The following is a 5,283-nucleotide window of genomic DNA, read 5'->3' as shown; positions in this document are numbered from 1 at the left end:
TATAAAAAAGAAGGGCCCCTCGAGCGTTAGCTCAAGGGGCCCGAGAATCCAGCGGCGCCCTACTCTCCCGGGCCCGGGGGCCAGGTACCATCGGCGAAGGGAGGCTTGACTTCCGTGTTCGGAATGGGAACGGGTATGACCCTCTCTCGAGAACCGCTGAAACAAACACTTCGGCAGTGGGATAAGCAATCCGCGGGTGCTCACTGAAGCGCCAGGCGGGTCCGGGCTGCTCACGCGGCCGCGAACTGAATCGTTGAAACAGATGAAATGCCTCACGGGCTATTAGTACCACTCGGCTCAACGCGTCGCCGCGCTTACACCTGTGGCCTATCGACGTCGTAGTCTCCGACGGCCCTACAGGGGGTTGAACCCCGGGGAGACCTGATCTTGGGAACGGCTTCACGCTTAGATGCCTTCAGCGTTTCTCCGATCCGAACATGGCTACCCGGCAATGCCGCTGGCGCGACAGCCGGTACAACAGAGGTTCGTCCGTCCCGGTCCTCTCGTACTAAGGACAGCTTCCCTCAAGTCTCCAACGCCCACACCGGATAGGGACCGAACTGTCTCACGACGTTCTGAACCCAGCTCGCGTGCCGCTTTAATTGGCGAACAGCCAAACCCTTGGGACCTTCTCCAGCCCCAGGATGCGACGAGCCGACATCGAGGTGCCAAACCTCCCCGTCGCTATGGACGCTTGGGGGAGATCAGCCTGTTATCCCCAGAGTACCTTTTATCCATTGAGCAACGGCAATTCCACGCTAAACCGCGGGATCACTAAGCCCTACTTTCGTACCTGCTCGGCGTGTCCGCCTCGCAGTCAAGCTCCCTTATGCCTTTATGCTCTGCGCGCGATTGCCGACCGCGCTGAGGGAACCGTTGGATGCCTCCGTTACCTTTTAGGAGGCGACCGCCCCAGTCAAACTGACCATCAGGCATGGTCCCTGTCCCGGATGACGGGACGAGGTTAGATCTCAAAACGGGCAAGGGTGGTATTTCAAGGGCGGCTCCACGACGACTGGCGTCGCCGCTTCGAAGCCTCCCACCTATCCTACACATGCCAGTCCTAAAACCAGTGCCAAAATACAGTGAAGGTTCATGGGGTCTTTCCGTCCAGGTGCGGGTTGCCGGCATCTTCACCGGCACTGCAATTTCGCCGAGTCCCGGGAGGAGACAGTGCAGAAGTCGTTACACGATTCGTGCAGGTCGGAACTTACCCGACAAGGAATTTCGCTACCTTAGGACCGTTATAGTTACGGCCGCCGTTTACCGGGGCTTCGATTCAGGGCTTCGCTTGCGCTGACCCCTCCTGTTAACCTTCCGGCACCGGGCACGTGTCAGACCATATACGTCCACTTGCGTGTTAGCATGGCCCTGTGTTTTTGGTAAACAGTCGCTTCTGCCGTTTCCCTGCGACCTCCTGTGGCTTCGCGCTGTCCACGCCCACCATGGGAGGCTCCCCTTATCCCGAAGTTACGGGGTTAATTTGCCGAGTTCCTTCTCCCGAGTTGTCTCGAGCACCTTAGGCTATTCGCCTCGTCCACCTGTGTCGGTTTACGGTACGGGCGCGCGTCGGCTCCCTTAGGGGTTTTTCCTGGCACGGGCCCATGCGACTCCCGCTCCGGCCGAAGCCTTCGCGGGGTCCGGTACCTGGGGCATGTACTAGGGGGATTTGCCGCCCTAGAGCCTCGCATACCTTCCGCTGCGTCCATCAGCAGCTACGCACTGTCCCATGCGTCACCCCGTCGGTGGTGACGCCTTCCGCGCGGTCCCGGAATATTAACCGGGTCGTCATCGGCTACGCCTCTCGGCCTCGTCTTAGATCCCGACTCACCCTGGGAGGATTATCCTTGCCCAGGAAACCTTGGACTTACGGTGTGCGGGTTTTTCACCCGCATTTTCGCATACTCATGCCAGCATTCTCGTTTCCGGTACCTCCAGCGGGCATCGCCACCCGCCTTCCCAGGCCTGCGGAACGCTCCTCTACCGCTCCATTGCTGGAGCCCACGACTTCGGTGATGTGTTTAGTCCCGATCATTTTCGGCGCGGGGTCGCTTGACCAGTGAGCTATTACGCTTTCTTTAAAGGATAGCTGCTTCTAAGCTAACCTCCTGGCTGTCTGTGCAACCCCACATCCTTTCCCACTTAACACATACTTGGGGACGCTTAGTCGATGGTCCGGGTTGTTTCCCTTTCGTCCGCTGATCTTATCACCCGCGGGCTGTCTGCCATGCATCCTGTTCACGGTATTCGGAGTTTGATAGGGTTTGGTAAGCGGGTGTGCCCCCTAGTCCTGCCAGTGCTCTACCCCCGTGAAAGTAACATGACGCCATACCTAAATATGTTTCGAGGAGAACAAGCTATCGCCCAGTTTGATTGGTCTTTCGCTCCTACCCACAACTCATCCGGACACGTTTCAATGTATATCGGTTCGGCCCTCCACGGAATGTTACTTCCGCTTCAGCCTGGTCATGGGTAGATCACTAAGGCTTCGTGTCTGCCGTGTACGACTGGTCGCCCAGTTGAGACTCGCTTTCGCTTCGGCTCCGGACCTGAGGCCCTTAACCTTGCCGTACACGAGCAACTCGCTGGCTCATTAAACAAAAGGCACGCCGTCAGAGGGATGAATCCCTCCTCCGACAGAATGTATGCACGCGGTTTCAGGCGCTATTTCACTCCCCTCTCGGGGTGCTTTTCACCTTTCCCTCACGGTACTGTGCACTATCGGTCATCTGCTCGTATTTAGCCTTGGAGGGTGGTCCCCCCGTCTTCAGGCAGGATTTCACGTGTCCCGCCCTACTCTTCGCCGCATGTTCCGTTCACGATCGCTACAGGCCTGTCACCTGCTGTGGGGGGGCTTTCCATCCCGCTTCGCTCTCGTTCCAGGAATCATGTATCGGCTGGGCTGCTCCCCTTTCGCTCACCACTACTCAGGGAATCTCGGTTGATTTCTTTTCCTCCGGGTACTGAGATGTTTCAGTTCCCCGGGTTTGCCCCCTCCGGCCTATGTATTCGGCCGGTGGGTACGCTTGCGCGTGGGTTTCCCCATTCGGAATCCCGGCAGTCAAAGGCCCTTTGCGCCTCGTACCGGACTATCGTGGCTTGGCACGTCCTTCGTCGCCGGCAGATGCCTAGGCATCCCCCGCGTGCATTCTTTCGCATAATCTTCTTTCCAGCGATTCAGCTCTGTTCTGCCGCATGAGCAGCTCGAATCCACCTTACTTGGTGCTTCAAGTCACTCTCGCTTGATTGCTTTGTTATTTCCACTGCCGTAATTTCAATCTGCATCATGCCGCTCGGACATGAATCATGCGCCCGGGGGCGCTACTGGAGCTAAGGAGACTCGAACTCCTAACATCCAGCTTGCAAAGCTGGCGCTCTACCAGTTGAGCTATAACCCCGAAAGCTATGGGCCTGAATGGACTTGAACCATTGACCCCCGCCTTATCAGAGCGGTGCTCTAACCAGCTGAGCTACAGACCCGGGCTCGTAAAAGAATCGGAGACGTGCTTGGGTGACGGGCGTCAACTGAACGGTAACAGGCGTGCGGATTGAATCCGCGTTTACTCCTTAAAGGAGGTAATCCAGCCGCACCTTCCGGTACGGCTACCTTGTTACGACTTAGCCCCAGTCAAAGGTCTTGCTTTAGACGCCGAGGCGGCTTCGAGCACTCCCTTCTCCCATGGCTTGACGGGCGGTGTGTACAAGGCCCGGGAACGTATTCACCGTGGTGTGCTGACCCACGATTACTAGCGATTCCAGCTTCACGGAGTCGAGTTGCAGACTCCGATCCGAACTGAGGCCGGCTTTGAGGATTGGCTCCGCCTCGCGGCGTTGCGACCCATTGTACCGACCATTGTAGCACGTGTGTAGCCCAGGATGTAAGGGCCATGAGGACTTGACGTCATCCACACCTTCCTCCGGGTTGTCCCCGGCAGTCTCTCCAGAGGGCCCCCTTGCGGGTGGCAACTGGAAACGTGGGTTGCGCTCGTTGCGGGACTTAACCCAACATCTCACGACACGAGCTGACGACAGCCATGCAGCACCTGTGCGGATCGTTGCATTGCTGCAAAACGGCGATCTCTCGCCGCGGCGATCCCATGTCAAACCCTGGTAAGGTTCTGCGCGTTGCTTCGAATTAAACCACATGCTCCACCGCTTGTGCGGGCCCCCGTCAATTCCTTTGAGTTTCATACTTGCGTACGTACTCCCCAGGCGGCATACTTAACGCGTTGGCTGCGGTACCCGGGGCGAACCCCGGACACCCAGTATGCATCGTTTACGGCGCGGACTACCAGGGTATCTAATCCTGTTTGCTACCCGCGCTTTCGAGCCTCAGCGTCGATGAGTCCCCAGCAGGCTGCCTTCGCCATCGGTGTTCTTCCTGATCTCTACGCATTCCACCGCTACACCAGGAATTCCGCCTGCCCCTGAACTATCCAAGATGTCCAGTTCGGACTGCAGGTCCGGGGTTGGGCCCCGGTATTGTACAATCCGCTTGAACATCCGCCTACGCTCCCTTTACGCCCAGTGATTCCGAACAACGCTTGCACCCCTCGTATTACCGCGGCTGCTGGCACGAAGTTTGCCGGTGCTTCCTTTCGAGGTACATTCCCCCGCGCCCGAAGACGCGTATTATTCCCTCACGACAGTGGTTTACACACCGAAATGCTTCTTCCCACACGTGGCGTTGCTGCATCAGGGTTTCCCCCATTGTGCAATATTCCCTACTGCTGCCTCCCGTAGGAGTCTGGGCCGTATCTCAGTCCCAATGTGGCCGATCACCCTCTCAGGCCGGCTACCGATCGTCGCCTTGGTGGGCCGTTGCCCCGCCAACTAGCTAATCGGACGCAAGCTCATCCCGCATCGATGAATCTTTCGTCAACCCCGGATGTCCGGGGCCACGTTATTCGGTATTATCCGCGCGTTGGCACGGCTATCCCAATATGCGGGGCAGATTGCTTACGCGTTACTCACCCGTTCGCCGCTATCCATTGCTGGACCGCTCGACTTGCATGTATAAGACACGCCACCAGCGTTCGTTCTGAGCCAGGATCAAACTCTTCATTGATTTTTTAAAGTCTTGGTCCCGTTATCACGTTCGTAATTGACTTCAAGAATTAACTTCTTGGTCCGTCACTAAGCACATCTCCGATTCCTTCAAGCTTCCCGGCGGCCTCTCAGGGCTGCCGTACCATCGTTTCCGAAGGTGAGGCCAATTATAGAATTTTCTGGAAGTTTGGCAAGGGTTTTTCTCGAAAAAATTTCACTTTTTTTCATTTTTCT

At 57.1% G+C, this 5,283-nt stretch carries 2 tRNA genes and 3 rRNA genes; all 5 read right to left on the bottom strand.

From position 1 onward, the window contains the following. Nucleotides 1–46: 46 nt before the first annotated feature. Nucleotides 47–161 (bottom strand): 5S ribosomal RNA (gene rrf / locus BUB22_RS15780). A 101-nt stretch (nucleotides 162–262) separates the two neighbouring features. After that, nucleotides 263–3,163 (bottom strand): 23S ribosomal RNA (locus tag BUB22_RS15775). A 162-nt stretch (nucleotides 3,164–3,325) separates the two neighbouring features. Next, a tRNA-Ala gene (locus BUB22_RS15770) sits at nucleotides 3,326–3,398 on the bottom strand. 8 nt (nucleotides 3,399–3,406) lie between these two features. Further along, nucleotides 3,407–3,480, bottom strand: a tRNA-Ile gene (locus BUB22_RS15765). A gap of 89 nt (nucleotides 3,481–3,569) precedes the next feature. Then, nucleotides 3,570–5,068: ribosomal RNA gene (locus BUB22_RS15760) — 16S ribosomal RNA — on the bottom strand. The 16S, 23S and 5S rRNA genes sit together here with 2 tRNA genes alongside, the layout of an rRNA operon. Between the last annotated feature and the right edge of the window lie 215 nt (nucleotides 5,069–5,283).

Source organism: Fibrobacter sp. UWCM, from assembly GCF_900129735.1.
GTDB lineage: Bacteria > Fibrobacterota > Fibrobacteria > Fibrobacterales > Fibrobacteraceae > Fibrobacter.
The sequence above is the reverse complement of the archived record's forward strand: the minus strand, read 5'-3'. Positions and strand labels throughout refer to the sequence as shown.